A 16059-nucleotide genomic window follows, 5' to 3' on the forward strand; every position below is an offset into this window, starting at 1 on the left:
CAGTCGGTTGCGATAATCATATGTGTATTGATACGATAGGTTGTTTAGTGTAGCGATGTCTGTTAAACCCTCTGCCTTTGGAGGTAAAACAAAGGTCAGATTTCCGTAAATATCATAGATATAATAAGTGTCGTGAGCACCATTATTGAAGGTTCTTTTAAGCACTACACGACCTTCTTTGTCTTTGAATTCTTCGGTTGTTTTGTTGTTTAGATCAGAAGCACTCCAGTTTTCGTCTTTAGTAATGGTTTTGTAAAGTTCGTTAGGGGAGTAAAATCCACCATTTGCAGTACTTACTGTTAGTGTAGGAGTATAGGTGTTGTTTGCAAAAGAAAGGGCAACGAGATATAATTTGACATCATTTGCTATATTGGTTTGATACTCTAGTTTTATGGTATGATTGTTTGCCATTGCCCAATCATTTCCTGAAGCGGCTTGTTGTAGTACTCTGTTTAAAGGAGAAGATTCCAACGATTTTTCACTGAAGGGATTGACTGTGTTTTCATATTTTAGAGTATTATAAAAACCATTTGTAGCTGTTAAGGCAGCTGTTTTTAAATACTCATTCCCCGCATTTGTAAAGGCATACGGCAAATACTCTTTCACTTGACGACCAAAAGCATCATACTCCATATAAGTTACGATATCTTCAGGATTTGTGCTATTTCCTCCTTGAGCAATGGCAATACTTTGCATAGGTCTCCCTAGACCATCAAAGTAGGTAACAGTTTGAATCAGATCAGCCTTAGTTAAGGTATAGTAATTGGCTGCTTGAACCGCTTTTTGTGGTGCGGCAGTATAAATAAAATTATCATTACTCAGGTTTTGGCCAAAACTATAGGTAAACGAAACAAAGAAAAATAATAGGTATAAATATTTTTTCATAAAAATTGATCTAAAATGTTAAGATTTGAAATTGTCTTAATGTATTCTTTTGGTTCTTTTACAATATTTAAAGTACATTTTAAAATTGGTAATTATTAAGGAACAACTTGAACTTTAACAGCGGTAAATCCTGACCAATTTCCAGCTGCATCTCTTGCTCTCATTTTATATGAATAGGTATTTCCTACACCAGCAGTTATATATACATCTGTATATGGGGAAGTAGTCGGTGTGGCAATCAAAGAAAAAGTCCCTGATTGATTTACATCTCTCCATAATTCATATCCTGTAACAGCAACGTTATCGGTAGAACCTGTCCAGTTAATAATTACAGAAGGCTTAGTTGTTCTAGAGGATGATGTTATTGCTGGAGTTGATGGCGCAGTAGTGTCACCTATTTGTGTACAAGTTCCGTTTGCATTAGCATAATTTTGACCATTATTGTTTACATCCGCTTGGGCTTTACTATCAGCATCAGCTTGTGAAATAGTAGAGTTATAGGAGCCTGCAACTACATTATAGTTTATAGGTGATCCTGTGTAACCAGAGGCGCAATTATTTTTTGTAAACGAACCGCTTTTAGCTGCACTTGAGAAAGTACAAGTTCCATTGGTATTAGCGTTAGCCTGTCCGTTAGTATTGAATAAAGATAATCCTTTTGAATCGGCATCTGCTTGAGAAATCGTTGATGTTTGAGCACCTGCAGCTTGACTAAAAGGAACACTAGATCCAACGCCACCAGAGGCACAGTTGTTTTTTGTAAATGGACCACTTTGAGCCATACTGCTGAAAGTACAATTTCCATTGGTATTTGCGTTAGCCTGTCCGTTAGTATTGAATAAAGATAATCCTTTTGAATCGGCATCTGCTTGAGAAATCGTTGATGTTTGAGCACCTGCAGCTTGACTAAAAGGAACACTGGATCCAACGCCACCAGAGGCACAGTTGTTTTTTGTAAACGAACCGCTTTTAGCTGCACTTGAGAAAGTACAAGTTCCATTGGTATTTGCGTTACCCTGTCCGTTAGTATTGAATAAAGTTAATCCTTTTGAATCGGCATCTGCTTGAGAAATCGTTGATGTTTGAGCACCTGCAGCTTGACTAAAAGGAACACTGGATCCAACGCCACCAGAGGCACAGTTGTTTTTTGTAAATGAACCACTTTGAGCCATACTGCTGAAAGTACAGGTTCCACTGGTATTTGCGTTAGCCTGTCCGTTAGTATTGAATAAAGATAATCCTTTTGAATCGGCATCTGCTTGAGAAATCGTTGATGTTTGAGCACCTGCAGCTTGACTAAAAGGAACACTAGATCCAACGCCACCAGAGGCACAGTTGTTTTTTGTAAATGGACCACTTTGAGCCATACTGCTGAAAGTACAATTTCCATTGGTATTTGCGTTAGCCTGTCCGTTAGTATTGAATAAAGATAATCCTTTTGAATCGGCATCTGCTTGAGAAATCGTTGATGTTTGAGCACCTGCAGCTTGACTAAAAGGAACACTGGATCCAACGCCACCAGAGGCACAGTTGTTTTTTGTAAACGAACCGCTTTTAGCTGCACTTGAGAAAGTACAAGTTCCATTGGTATTTGCGTTACCCTGTCCGTTAGTATTGAATAAAGTTAATCCTTTTGAATCGGCATCTGCTTGAGAAATCGTTGATGTTTGAGCACCTGCAGCTTGACTAAAAGGAACACTGGATCCAAGGCCACCAGAGGCACAGTTGTTTTTTGTAAATGAACCACTTTGAGCCATACTGCTGAAAGTACAGGTGCCACTGGTATTTGCGTTAGCCTGTCCGTTAGTATTGAATAAAGATAATCCTTTTGAATCGGCATCTGTTTGAGAAATCGTTGATGTTTGAGCACCTGCAGCTTGACTAAAAGGAACAGTAGATCCAAGGCCACCAGAGGCACAGTTGTTTTTTGTAAATGAACCACTTTGAGCCATACTGCTGAAAGTACAGGTTCCATTGGTATTTGCGTTAGCCTGTCCGTTAGTATTGAATAAAGTTAATCCTTTTGAATCGGCATCTGCTTGAGAAATCGTTGATGTTTGAGCACCTGCAGCTTGACTAAAAGGGACAGTAGATCCAACGCCACCAGAGGCACAGTTGTTTTTTGTAAATGAACCACTTTGAGCCATACTGCTGAAAGTACAGGTTCCATTGGTGTTGGCATACGTCTGTCCATTGTTATTAACATCATTTTGAGCCTTGCCATCTGCATCTGCTTGGGAGAGTGAAGAAGAATATGCACCAGAGGCCACTATGTAAGTTACTGATGATCCGAAACCACCTGCAGCACAAGTGTTTTTAGTGAATGTCCCGCTTTTGGCTGCACTAGTATAGGTAATTACAGAAGTAGAACTTGTGTCAGAACAATCAATCTGCTGGCCTTTGTAATTGTAACAATATCTTTGCAAGATATTTAAATCTTGATCTTTAATAAACTTTAATCTATTGAACTGGTCGTACTCATAATATGAAGTTAATCCTTTTGGATCTGTTATGCTGGTCACCCCAATTAATGGATTATAAGTGTAGGTCGTTACTAGTGTATTACTAGGAAGTGAATTTCTAAATAAATTTAAACCATTTCTTAGTAGCTGTTCTTTGCAAGTAGCGGTTATGCAATTATCATTATCAGCGTCTGATAAATTTTGCAAATTAACTACTTGTGCGGCAATTTGGCTATAAGTGGCATTTTCTATTTTGGCGATGGGCTGTGTTTTGTTATAACCCCAGATGATTGTCACAGGTGTTCCACTTTCAGGAGTATATTGTAATAAGGTCCCGTTTGTATCGTATTGATTATAGGTTGTTTTTTTGTCTGTATTTTTATCGATAGTTCCTGCCCCTTTTTTAACATAAATATATTTGGGAAGTAACAAATTTGAGGTTGAAGGATCATAGCCGTACTCCGTTTTTTGTTCTGATAGTTTCTCGCCTCCTTTAAAAGTTTGTGAGTCTATTGGCGAGCCAATCATATTTTTTACTATCATCTCATTTACAAAAGGTTCACTAACCATTTGTGGATCTTGTGGATAGTAATATTTGGTTTCAAAAGTTTCGCCTTTAGAATTTGTCGTGTTTTGTGAGGTTAACTGTAAATGTGAAGGATTACTGTGAGTATAAGTCGTTGTATTTGTGATTGGATTTAAACCATTTAAATCATATTGCGTTTCAACAGACTGTTTTAAATAATTCCATTGCGAACGTAAAGAATACTCACTATAAGTATATTGATCCCAACTAAGAAATGAATTACAAACGGGAGGATTTACACCATATGCACCTTCGTAGGAATAATTTTGAGAACTCTTGTATGCATTATAACCCGTGACGGACTTGTCTTTTGCAGTATTATGTTCATATTGGTTAACGGTTTCTTTTAATTTTTTGAATGTAGAATTAAAGATTTTATGCGATAATAATCTACCTGAACCAAAACCATTTGTAAAAGGTGTTGTAATGTCAAACTCCCCTTGTTTTGTTATGGGCAAGCCGTCTTGAATAATTTCATGTTTAAACTCTTCGCCTCCATTTTCAAAATTATTTCCGTAGCTTTTAGTTACGTATTCATAGCCAAATTGAGCATTTTGGGAGGAATATATTCTGGCCAAATTTGAACTACCTACAGAAAATAATGTCCTTTGGTTCGGAGTTTCACATAAATTTGCTCTTTCTATTTTTCTAATATAAGCAATAGGGGCCTGATTTATATAATAACCCGATTGACAAGTTACACAATCGTAAGGGTTATAAGAGTATTTTTCAATTTCCAAATTACTACTTATAGCGCTATTCTTAATTGTTTTAGCTATTCTAAATCCCCCTATTTCTTTTTCTATTGTTTGAAAAGTTATTGGACTGCTAAAGTAATTAAAATAGACATTTCCGAACATACACGGTCTTGAAAGAGTAATTTTTATTGAATAATCTTTATCAGCCTGCAATGTAAAAACATCATTTGTAGAACTGGGATTGGCTGTAATGGTATATGATGTTCCAATCAAGACTGGCGCATCTAAATTTGAAGCATTATTATAAAAATTAACAAGTACACCATTCGATAAATCTCTTATTTCAAGTTTTAATTGCAACGAATAAGGATTCGTACCACTGCAATTATTAATTACATTTCCATTTATTTTTATAGTTTGTTCTATTGAGGAATGAATAGAAGCGGTATTCGTGTTATTAAACAAATCTATATCATTAGTTAACACACTCAAAGCAAATTGGGTTTCCACTGGATAAATGGGTCTATTTTCTGTACCTCTTACGTGTGGCTCGTATTCAAGTGTTGTTGTGCCTTTAGTCGGATAAATTACTTTTTTTAGCAAGCCAAAATAACCAAAATTTTTATCCGATCTCCTATAGGCTAATTTTCCATCCGAAAATGAAGCTTTTACTACAGAGTAAGGAATAACAATTTCGTCAGAAATTAAACTACTGTTTGTTTTACCATTGAAAACTCCATAATTATCTTTAGCAAAACTAAAACGAGCAGGTAAATTTTCAGGGGAATAATATTCAAATTGATGAGTAATAGGACTGCTATTTGTACTAAATTCATTAATTTGTTTTAGATAAAAACGTTTTTTAAAATAATCCGGAGACTGATTGTAACTATTTGGGAAACTATTCCCGCTATATTCGACATAATCAAATTTTATTTTTTTTATCAATGCTCCTTGCAGATTAAAGAAACTGATGTCGTCCACTTTAAATAGAGGAAAATCTGGATCCGTAAATCGTTTTGAATTGCCAAATACCACTTTACAATTATTACTATTTATTTCTTTTAAAATAGATTCAGTTGCATAAGATTTATATTGATAGTTATATAAGGCGGAAGATAATTTAGCTCCGCCAGCATAAGTATATTCTAAACTTTGTTCATTACCGGTGACATAAGTAATAGATCTTGAATCGTAATTCAGCGTAATTTGATTATTTGTCGATGGATCCTCAATTTTAGTGAGATACCAAGATGTTTTAACATCATCTGAAATTGGTCCTGGATTTTCAATAAAAATACGCCTTGAAGAGCTTGATTCTATTGCGTTAAGTCCACCGAAATAGAACTTTATACCCTTTGTATCTGTAATTGTAATTTCAGGCAAACTGTTTGGTGCAAAACCCATAGACAAAAAATCAGCTGTAATTTCAATTTTTAACCCGGATGCTTCAATTTCTACAGGTGTATTAGTATTGTCTAAAAAGAACTTGCCAGACATTCCATTTACGTTGTAACAAAAAATATCAGGTTGTGTGTCTACTTGAAGTCCAGTTGAAGCTTGGTCTAAAAAAGCAATCATCTCATTTGAATCTGGTGCTGTATTTGGCTTTTGCATTCGACCATTATAATTATCTTGATAATCGAAGACTTGTCTTGTAATTACTCCTCCTGCATTTAATACCCAACCCATTCCAACATTAGATTCATATTGATCTACTTTTATACCATCAGATGAATAAGACAATGAAACTGGCATAGTCAAATTGTTTGATTTTACTTCTAGTAACGGAATAGATACCGTTGCACTTCCGGTAAATTGATTTAAAGGAACTTGTCCATATAAACCCAAACTAGCACTATTTGGCGGTGGAGGTACTACATTAGGAAAATATTTACTTGGTTTATCGTCACTTTGTGCAAAAGATATAGTTGACAGTAAAAGTAGCGAAATAAAGAATATAGCTTGATAGGTAAATTTTAAATTCATAATATATTAAATAATTGATTTTAAGATAATATTGCAGGTTTACTTGTAGTTTATATTTATTAAATGGTATAATTTTTATATTATGTTTTTTGTGTAAATTTCGTTTAACCGAAAACTCTTAAAGTTATCCTAATATTACACTATATAATTTTCAATATTAAGTTTTTGAAAAAGTTATAATTATTAGTAATTTTACTTTACTTTTTAAGATAGCATAATCTAATACAAAACATTTTATTATAAATATTTTCTGAACAATGTTACAAATTTTAATTTAACATAGCAAGGCCATGTGTAAATAATTATTTAAAATTTAATTATGTTTAATTATAATTTATTTACCCAATCGCACTGCTCAACTGGAACATCGGCAAGTACATCGCGACCAATAAAACAGCGACAAGAACACCCACAAATAATATTATTAAGGGTTCTAAAACGGTAGTCATTGTTTTAGATTGTTGAACTACCTCTTGATTGTATTGTTCGCTTAGTTGCTTGAACACATATTCGGTTTGGTTGGTTTCTTCGGCTACTTTGACCAAGGATATGATTCTGTTGTCGAACAATGGGTTTTCTTTCAGGCTTGCACTCAGGCTATTTCCCTTCAGGATGCTGTTTTCCACTTTGTCGAGTGCCTCTTGCAGTGGCACGAAACGGATCATTTTTTTTACCATTTGAATACTATTCAAAAGCGGCACTTTTGCCGTGGTTAACAAGGCTACGGCTTGTGTAAATTGCGCCAAATATACTTTGTTCATAAATGTTCCTAAAACGGGAATTTTCAATACTAAATGATGTGTTATTTTACGGAATTGTGGGTTGTCCTTGAATACTCTACCTAAAATAATTAGTAGAAAAATAAGCAGTAGGCCATAAACGCCATATGTTTTGGTAGCTGCAGAAAGTTTGACTATGATTTTGGTCAACATGGGCAGTTCCACATTATTTTGTCTGAAAATATCCTGAAACATCGGAACCACATAACTCAACATAAACACCACCACAATAATTGCCGTTGTCATGACAATAGCAGGGTAGGTAAGGGCCGCAATGATAATGCGCTTTTGCTCGTTTTTGCGCTCAAAAAACATTCCTAATTCCTGGCATACTTGTGCTGTCGTTCCTGTTTCTTCACCTATTTGTATGGAATAGTATTCATATTCCGAAAAAGATTTAGAGGCTAATAATGCTTCAGAAAAAGGTTTTCCGTTAATGACATCATTCACTATAGATTGTATGAGTTCTTTGTCAGCGTTTTTCTTTAATGATTCTACAATTAAGTTTAATCCTTCTTTAAAAGTAATGCCTGCTTTAAGTAAAACGGCCAATTCCTGATAAAAAGCTTGTTTCTTTTTATTATTAAAACCTTGTCCAAAAAGTACAATTTCTTTTTTCAGAATATTTTCTATACTATTCTGATTCTTGATTTTTAGAGTCGTTTTATTTTGCGTGTTTTCTAATTTAAAGGCCATCTTGAGGATTCATAAAAAGGGTTAGGTCATTTTTCTTTGAAACAAAAATTTCATAATCAGGGAGTTCCGATTTTGCTGAAATCGACAGCGCATCAACATCGCCTTCCTTTACTTCTTTTCCTTTGAAAAATAATTTATTTGCCACTAATTGTAGTTTAATGGTATCTTTATTTCTAAGTACGTAATTTTCCTGAAAGGAATACACTACCGTATCCATTTCAGACTCCAAAAGAAGGCTGTTTTCTTTTTCACTGAATTGAATGGCATTCATTTCGTTGAAATCCTGCCATAATCGTTGTTCGAAAAGTGCCAAACTGCTTGTTTTTTCAAAATTCGTCTGAATGGCATGAATTTGTTTCTGCACTAATCGCAATACGCTGAAAGCCATGCCTACGACAATTACGGTTATAATCATCACCACCAGTAATTCCGGGAGTGTGAATGATTTTATCTTATTGTTTGACATAGATTCGCCGTCTTGAAATTTGCTTTTTGTTTTTCTCATTAATGGCTAAAAAAATGAGCTCCGCTGTTGAATCTGTTTTGTCTGTCGTAATTGTAATGCCCCAGCCTTTATAGTTTTCCTCATAGGGTAATTTTATTAAATCGTTTTGTCTTTCGTATTCCAATTCATTCAATCTGTTTTCTATCGGATGTGTGTTTTTAGAAAATGTATTCAATAGCAGATTATTCAATACCAAACTGGCAATCATAAATATGATGACAATTAGCACCGAAGCCACAATGACTTCGACCAAGGTTGCCGATTTGATTTTTTTTAGTACAACCATTTCATAATTGTTTTCGGTTCGTTTTCGAGTACCATTCCACCAAAAAAAGTGGGGATATTTTCATTTTCAATTGTTCCGTTGTATATGTGGTTTACAAATATAGAACCGGACTGATTGGCAACAAATTGTTTGGTGTAAACAGACCCTGAAACGGTACCTCTTAACTCGAAATTACCATTACAATAGACCTGTCCTTTTATTCTTGACTCTTTTTCCAATACCATTTGGGTATGGAAATCGGGAAGTTCTTTGGTTTGAAAATAACACACGCTGCCTTTTATTATAGTTCCTGAGTCAATAAAAATTTGGTTATCGAATGGGTTCGCAGATCGTATGTTCAGATTGTCTTTATTGTCTTGAAACAGCACCATAGCGGATGGATAACTTAGTTTACATGCTTTTCCAACGGTAATTCTTTTGGAGGCTATTGCCTGAAAATTTCCTATTGTGCCTTCCTCAATTTCAATAATTGGGGCAATCAGAATTAAATCTTTCAGTACAGCGGTTCTTTTGATGCTAATTAAAGTGTCTGACTTAATAATAATATTTCCTGTGATTTCCCTATTTGCTAATACGATTGCTTCTTTAGAATATGTTCCCTTTGTGTTTGTTTTGAATGAATTGACAATTCTTCGATTGGTTTCCAAATTGATATAATCCCCTTGAATCATTGGTTTATAATCTTTTAAATAAAATAACAGAGCATTGGTAACACTCTTTTCAAGTTTAGGTAAAGTAGAGGTGCTTTTTTTTATGGAACCATAAATAAGTGACGAACCGTAATAACTGTTTCCTGTAATGTACCCGGGTTTTACTCCTTGAGAGGGTAAAAACGCAATCCCCTTTATTGAAGTATTTCCCACAATTGTCAATGGATTTTGTGTTTCCTGTAGAAAGAGAGTAGGGGAGTTCTCGGAATTAATTAGAGAACCTATAATAGCAGTTTTCACGAATATTTTTTTACGGAATTGGGTGATAGTATATGCTTTTTCAAAAAATCCCCACTGTGACAAATTCACTTTGATAGTCTGATTCTCTTTTTGATTGAAATCAATCGATAATGTATCTGAGTTGATTTCTGACTGTTTTAATAAATACTCTATCCCCGTATCTGAAAGTTGAATGTTTTCGATTGCACCTTTCGACTGCTCTTTCATATACATAAAAGTGTAGGCATATAGCATCAATCCGCTTAACAGCAAGGCGATCAATCCCGCTACAAAAACGGTAAATTGTAAGGCTCCTGATTTAAGTTTGTAGATTATTTTCATTCTGCCAACATAATAAGGTTCAAATTTCCTTTGTATTTGACATATACAGATTCTTTATCACCGTCTTTCAAAAACACTTCATTTTCGATTTGTCCTTTTTTCATTAAACATGTTTTTCCGTCAATAATCAGCATATAAATTTTAATTTTGTCTTTAGTATCTGATACAATTCCTTTGTAAAGAATCACTGGCCAGACAATAGTTTCTTCGGGTTTTGGCTCTTTTCTTATTTTGGAAGTGCTTTTCGTTTTGGAAGCTTGTTGTGATGCGTACATTTTTCCCAGGAAAGGATCTCTATAATTTACATTTACCGAAAATAGCTTTCGTTCTTTCAGTTTAAATGGTTTTATATTGAAGTCTGTCGATGTATTTAGCGTTGCATCATCGGTATTTGAAAAGGAAGAAAATTGATACAGCACTCCACCCCATATCAACAGTACTATTGGCAATAAGAAGAATATGCTTTTTTTGTTTTTCATTGGGATTGATTATATTGAATTCATTTGGTGAAAAGGGTTCTCGATACATTTTTTGTTTCATTTCATTTCACAAAATACACTGCCATCTGACATTTTTATTAAAAATGATTCTCGATACAAATTTTTTGAAAAAGCTGTCCGCATTTTCTGAAAATTCACTCGAACTGACGCGATAGTTGTAATGTCATTTAATAATACTTTTTTTAGAATAAAAATTATGCCTTGAACTGACGTTAGACTTTGTTTAAGTGGCATTCCGTTATTGTTTCTATCTTGTGTTTTTTTGGTTCATAGGTAATCTAATTTATCGTAAAACTAAAAACCGTACTTTTAGTACTCATATTTCCTGCCTGATCGAACGATTTTGTGAACCAGTAGTAGGTGCCAAAACCAAGGATTGAGGTAAAAGGGCTGCTTGCTTCGTTTTTCAGCTTTAAGACTGTTAGTGCGTTATCCGTATAGATGTAAATACTGTCTTTTTCCACGCTTCCTGAAATCGGGATTCTACTCCATTGAAAACTGACGTCTTTGTTTGTGGTAGTGCTAGCATTTGCTGGGCTTGTCAATACAGAAGTGTTGGGGATTATGGTATCTATCAAAACCGCGTGAGAAGAATACAATGTTTGTTGTGTCCCATTACTTGCTCTCACTCTCCAGAAATAGCTTCCTTCTAAAAAAGTATAATTTAAACCTGTATCCGTAATCGTTTGATCGCTGATTACTGTATTATTTCCATCATATACCTGGAATTGATACGTGGTTGCTCCAATTATTGGCTGCCAAGAGAGACTTTGCAGTGCTGTTTTTGTTATTAAATTGTTTGCCGGAGTATTTAAAACGACTGTGTTGCTTTGAAAATCCACATCACTGACAACGGAAACCAATCTGCTTACATAATTCGTACTGTAGGCGCTATTGACCGCTCTCACTCTCCATTCATAATCCCCAATAGGAAGCTGTTGGGTAAAACTGGTAGTCGTGACCATCGTATCCAATACAATTTGCATTGGATTCGCAAAATTGGGTTTTGCGATTTGGAGTTGGTATTTTGTTGCATAGGGGACACTTTCCCAGGTAAATGTAACTCCGGTAGAAAAAAACTTTGCATTATTTACCGGTGCGACCAGGACTTCCACTTCTTTGGAAATATCTTTTTCCAAAAGAATTTCTTCACAAGAAAAGAACATTAAAAACGAGATGCCGATAAGGAATTTATAGAGTAAGGATTTGTTCATTTTAATTTTATGATTGGTAGAGTCTAAAAGCTAGTTCTCGATACTCCCAAAACCTTTGTGTATTGGTTCATGCATTACGCAAAATCCCAAAGAATAAGGGCGAACTGGCCTTTCGACAAAAGGGTTGAGTAATAATTATACCTGATTAATTTACATTCTATACAAATTTTTAGATTTCTTCTTTTCGTTAATTCTGGATTCTGTAATTCCTTTACAACGAGTATTACCCTCTGTTATATCCGCTATATACCATTTGCCTCTTTCAGTAGCGCCCCAACAAAAACGGCTTAATCGATAGGCAACTACTGTTCCTGAATTTAAATCTAGCATCTCCGTTTTTTTACCGAGTTTATACAAGGATAGAATGTATTTCGCATCTAAGGAATTTGTTAGATAATAGGAGTCTGCCAGTCTTATTTTGGCGATGTCCTCGGTTGGCAAGCGGATAACTATACTAGAAATAATTTTAGAATTTTGAGTGTCATTTAGTAATCTAAAGGCATCATTATTATAGTCTGCATTCAATTCTTTTACAAAACCTGTAACATCAAGTAACCGAATCGAGACCAATTCCGGTTTTGAAGGGAGACTGTCAATATATGTTACTTTTGATTGGTTTTGGTTGAACTTCGCCTTAGCGGCATATATTTTATTTAACCTTTTGTTAAAAGGAATTAGCTCAACGGCGACCCTGATTTTGTTTTCAAGCTTAGGCAATGTTCTCGCCTCGAAATTGTTTTGGAGATTGAATAGTGATTTTGATTGCCCGATACTCCCTAATTCAGTAGTAGTAGGGGAGACCTTGTATCGGTCATTTTTAATTAATGTGGATTGGCATGCTGTGACAACTAACAGCAGTAGTATAAAAAAGCTATTTTTCATATGTGTTTTTATATTGTTTTTTATTTGTTACATGTAATCGCATATATTCATTCGCAGTTTGCTATGGATATCAGTTATGCTTATTTCATGTTTTAATATTTGTAGTAAAAGTAACAAAAATGTTTTTATTCACCTTATAATCTGTTTTTTTAATGAATAGTAAATAAATGGGATGTCTCATGGCTATAACGATATTGAAAACGGCAGATGACAAAAAACACTATATTCATTTTCTGATGGATCATTATTCAAAAATGATTCTAGGCTGTAGCGTTGAAAATAGTTCCAAGCCAAAAGCCATTAGAGATTTGTTAGAACAGGCTTATTTGGAACACAAGAACAAAGAGCCCATCATTTTTGTAACTGATGGTGGAGTGGAGAACGTAAACAGCACAGTTCGTTATTTTTTAGATACAACCAATCAAGACATCAAACACTTAATTGCTCAAAAAGACATTCCTTTTTCCAATTCTAAAATTGAGGCGTTCAATAAAATCATCAAGCATCAGTTTTTGTTGCCACAAAATCTAACCAACAGTAAACAACTTGAAACTGCTTTAGTGGCAGATGTATTAACTTATAACACGATACGCCCACAACTCTCTTTACAAGGAAATACACCTCAAGAAACTTTTTTAGGAAAACTCATAGCTTTAAAAAGCTATAAAAGCCATTTCTTTGAGCATAAATCCCTGAGAATATCAGACAACCAACAAAATAGCTGTAAAGGTTGTAAGTAATATTGGAATAGTAAAAAACCAATGCCGGTTTTTCTCTTACATTGGTTTTTATAGCTTCAAAGTATCCGTGCTTTATTTTGATAATATCATAACAGCCTCACTTTTGAATCAATTCCTTATATGGAACCTTTTTTATAAAAGTATCGTGTGAGAAGCAGTGATAAGATGCTCACCAATAAAAAATTTAAAGACTTTTTTGCTAAAAATGTAGCGACATTATAAAACAGAAAGCAACCCGTATAGAGTTGCTTTTTTATTGACTTTGTTTGTGGGTATGAGTTTGGAAACTCGACTAGCCTTTGCGGTTATTTTTGCTCGTGCCATCTGGGGTTATTAACCCTTAAATATTATTTATTACGAATAATAATAACCATTAAAAATAAAAAGGATGCAATAAAGTATAGAAATAAAAACCAACTGTGTGAATTCACATTTTTTCGTGTATTTTTAAGTTGGTAAATTTCATCTTTAGGGACTAATTTTGTTAATAAAAAATATCCTAGCAAAACACCAATTGTCGAATAAATATATAATTCAGTTCTTGTGTGATTTGTGAATATAATTTCCGTTAGGTTGGGGACTAGCAAAATCATTAAAGACATAACATTGATAAATAACAGTAGTAGAACTGCAAATATTGCACTCTCATAAGGTATCCTAATAGTTGCCCCTTTATTATAATATCTATAAAACAAGTAAATTATATATTTCATTATTATCTAATTTTTCAAAACGGTTTTATCTAATTTATTTCCCACGCTTTTATATATTTCATCTGTAACTCCCGTTACATCTAATATACCTATTGTCAGACCTATCAATGGATTAACTCTTAGGGCCAGTAAACTAGTATTAACTGTTGCTTTAAGAATGTTAGCAGTAGTTGGGTTTTCATAAGCTTCAACAATTGAACTTACAGCACTAACAACTCCAGCAGCCTTGCCTAATATTTCAGTTCCTTTTAATAATTTATTAGCTGCTGAAGTTAATTCTGTTTGGTCAGCCATTTTCAAAACGACTTCTTGCGCTCCCATTCCTACGCCAACAGCATCAGTAGTATTTCCAACTTTTTCGGTATCAATCTCCATAGAGCCTGATTGCGAACTAGCAACAGTTGAAGTTGAAATTGAACCATTAGAATTATAATCTAAATTATACTCTCCAACTCCTTCTGTGGTAGGAACATATTCTGTTGCTGTTGTTCCTACATATTTTTCCCCCTCTTTTAGTTGAGTAGATGCATTTTCTTTAGTAAGATTTTCATCATAAGTAAGTCTTCCTTTACTGTCTTTTTTCCAATCATCAGCTTGCATCCCATCAGGATCAATAAAATAGATTGGATTGTTAAGAGCATATGTATATGGGGAAAAGCGTCTTGAAGTTTCCGCTAACGGGTCAATATTCATCCAACGCCCTAAAGCAGGGTCATAATTCCTTGCTCCGTAGTCATACATGTTAAGCCCTAACTCGTCTTGAAGTTCCTTTCCGTTGTACTTATACTTCTGTGCCGTAGCATTTCCATTCCCACTAACATAAGCACTATTATACCCTTTGTGTTTTAATCCAAAAGGATAATAGTTGTTTTCTTCCACAATTTGCAACGATGGAGTACTTGTTGTGCTAACATCATTGTAACTTAATCTTACATTTCCTAGATGATCTTTGTATTGGTAAATGTATGAAAAAGTTCCTGAATTATTGGCTACGTACCCTTCAGGTTGAGAGAAGAATTTCATATTTCCATTTTCGTAAATGAATCCTCCTGCATAATCGGTAGTGATACCGCTTACTATTTTTTTCTGTTTTACCCCTGTGGCATCATAGACATAATTAATGTTTTGCCCTGCTATGGTAACTTGCGTGGGTAAATTTAGGAAGTTATAAGCTATGGCACCAATGCTTTTGTTGGTATCGGTTATCATGTTGCCATTGCTGTCATAAGTATAATCGATGCTGGTGTCAGCAGCTGAGCCTATAAAATCATCTTTAAATCCATAAGAATCATTAGCACTGTCGGTTACTATCTGAAGTTTGTTACCTCCATCGTAGGTATAGGTTAGATTATCCATTACGCCAAAATCAGATGGATTAGTAATTACAGGAACTCCCGCTACAATCTCACCAAGTCTTGTCAGATTAGTAATGTTTCCGTTTTTGTCATAACCTAAACTCTCATTGAACTTGTTTAAATTATCGGTGGCATTGGTTAATCTATTTAAAGCGTCATAGGTATAAACGTAGTTTTTTACACTAGCATCGATATTCGCCGTTTTCCAAAGGGTTTGGCTTATGTTTCCATTATATAATTTTTTAGAAACATCGGCAATGTCATTGTAATTCATTTGAAAAGAAAATAAATCGGTTCCAATAGCATTCACATCGTTGATGTTTTTGAGCCATCCGCGAATGTTGTATTTGAAGTCTACTGTTTGCAAACGCGATTGGTTGATATTTCCCCCAACGCCTTTACTGATCAATTGCCCTAGCTCATCATAAGTGTTTGCGACAATGATTTCTTCTAATTGACTATTTATTTTCTGTTTTTGGCTTAGGAGTCTTCCTGCAT

At 34.5% G+C, this 16059-nt stretch carries 11 protein-coding genes; 1 reads left to right on the top strand and 10 read right to left on the bottom strand.

Going from position 1 to position 16059, the window contains the following annotated elements; genetic code table 11:
* The 9 genes from ACFX5F_RS15950 to ACFX5F_RS15990 all read right to left on the bottom strand — a co-directional run.
* The coding region (locus ACFX5F_RS15950) for a DUF6443 domain-containing protein (RefSeq protein ID WP_379853017.1) at window positions 1-885 on the bottom strand (885 nt) is incomplete at its 3' end.
* Between the two features lie 95 nt (window positions 886-980).
* Entirely contained in the window at window positions 981-6620 is a 5640-nt protein-coding gene (locus ACFX5F_RS15955) for a DUF5977 domain-containing protein (protein WP_379853018.1), read from the bottom strand.
* A 338-nt stretch (window positions 6621-6958) separates the two neighbouring features.
* Window positions 6959-8095 carry a type II secretion system F family protein gene (locus ACFX5F_RS15960; protein WP_379853019.1) on the bottom strand — a complete coding sequence of 379 codons (1137 nt, stop codon included), beginning with the start codon at window positions 8093-8095 and terminating at the stop codon, window positions 6959-6961.
* Complete coding sequence (locus tag ACFX5F_RS15965) at window positions 8085-8561, bottom strand: prepilin-type N-terminal cleavage/methylation domain-containing protein (protein WP_379853020.1); 477 nt, start codon at window positions 8559-8561, stop codon at window positions 8085-8087. The genes ACFX5F_RS15960 and ACFX5F_RS15965 overlap by 11 nt, the downstream gene beginning before the upstream one ends.
* Window positions 8548-8886, bottom strand: a complete 339-nt coding sequence (locus tag ACFX5F_RS15970) for a hypothetical protein (protein ID WP_379853021.1) — start codon at window positions 8884-8886, stop codon at window positions 8548-8550. Before ACFX5F_RS15970 ends, ACFX5F_RS15965 begins: the two co-directional genes overlap by 14 nt.
* Complete coding sequence (locus tag ACFX5F_RS15975) at window positions 8874-10157, bottom strand: hypothetical protein (protein WP_379853022.1); 1284 nt, start codon at window positions 10155-10157, stop codon at window positions 8874-8876. The genes ACFX5F_RS15970 and ACFX5F_RS15975 overlap by 13 nt, the downstream gene beginning before the upstream one ends.
* The gene (locus ACFX5F_RS15980; RefSeq protein WP_379853023.1) at window positions 10154-10636 is read right to left on the bottom strand and encodes a hypothetical protein; all 483 of its coding nucleotides are present in this window, start codon (window positions 10634-10636) and stop codon (window positions 10154-10156) included. The genes ACFX5F_RS15975 and ACFX5F_RS15980 overlap by 4 nt, the downstream gene beginning before the upstream one ends.
* A gap of 299 nt (window positions 10637-10935) precedes the next feature.
* The gene (locus ACFX5F_RS15985; RefSeq protein WP_379853025.1) at window positions 10936-11871 is read right to left on the bottom strand and encodes a hypothetical protein; all 936 of its coding nucleotides are present in this window, start codon (window positions 11869-11871) and stop codon (window positions 10936-10938) included.
* A 150-nt stretch (window positions 11872-12021) separates the two neighbouring features.
* Window positions 12022-12753: a hypothetical protein gene (locus ACFX5F_RS15990; RefSeq protein WP_379853026.1), complete on the bottom strand. Its 732-nt coding sequence runs from the start codon at window positions 12751-12753 to the stop codon at window positions 12022-12024.
* 179 nt (window positions 12754-12932) lie between these two features.
* Here ACFX5F_RS15990 and ACFX5F_RS15995 point away from each other — a divergent pair, with 179 nt between their 5' ends.
* On the top strand, window positions 12933-13493 hold the full coding sequence (locus ACFX5F_RS15995; RefSeq protein WP_379853027.1) for a DDE-type integrase/transposase/recombinase: 561 nt from the start codon (window positions 12933-12935) through the stop codon (window positions 13491-13493).
* Between the two features lie 719 nt (window positions 13494-14212).
* Here the strand turns inward: ACFX5F_RS15995 and ACFX5F_RS16000 are convergent.
* Window positions 14213-16059: RHS repeat domain-containing protein (locus ACFX5F_RS16000; RefSeq protein ID WP_379853028.1), on the bottom strand; the 1847-nt coding region annotated here is incomplete at its 5' end.

Origin of the sequence: Flavobacterium zhoui (genome assembly GCF_042787235.1) — a bacterium.
Lineage (GTDB): Bacteria > Bacteroidota > Bacteroidia > Flavobacteriales > Flavobacteriaceae > Flavobacterium > Flavobacterium zhoui.